Below are 244 nucleotides of genomic sequence, written 5' to 3' on the forward strand. Positions count from 1 at the left end.
GTTTGTATTAAGGTTAGCATTTATTATATTTGAGGTATTAAAAAAGAGTAGAATGGAGACTATAAGCTTGATTGGTAGATTGATTGATGATGCTAAGGCAAGAGTGAATGATGATAAGGAGTTTGTGACCTTTACTGTGGCTGTAGATGACAAAAGGGATAAGGCTGTGAGTAGATACTACTCATGTATTCTGTATGGAGCTAGTAAGAACCGTATAAAGTACCTGGTGAAGGGAACGAAGGTG

General features: G+C 36.9%; 1 protein-coding gene. It reads left to right on the forward strand.

Annotated elements, in window-relative coordinates:
• Positions 1 to 52: 52 nt before the first annotated feature.
• Positions 53 to 244: single-stranded DNA-binding protein (locus RMT89_RS44950; protein ID WP_315889519.1), on the forward strand; the 192-nt coding region annotated here is incomplete at its 3' end.

It is taken from the genome of Streptomyces sp. P17 (assembly GCF_032436805.1).
GTDB lineage: Bacteria > Actinomycetota > Actinomycetes > Streptomycetales > Streptomycetaceae > Streptomyces.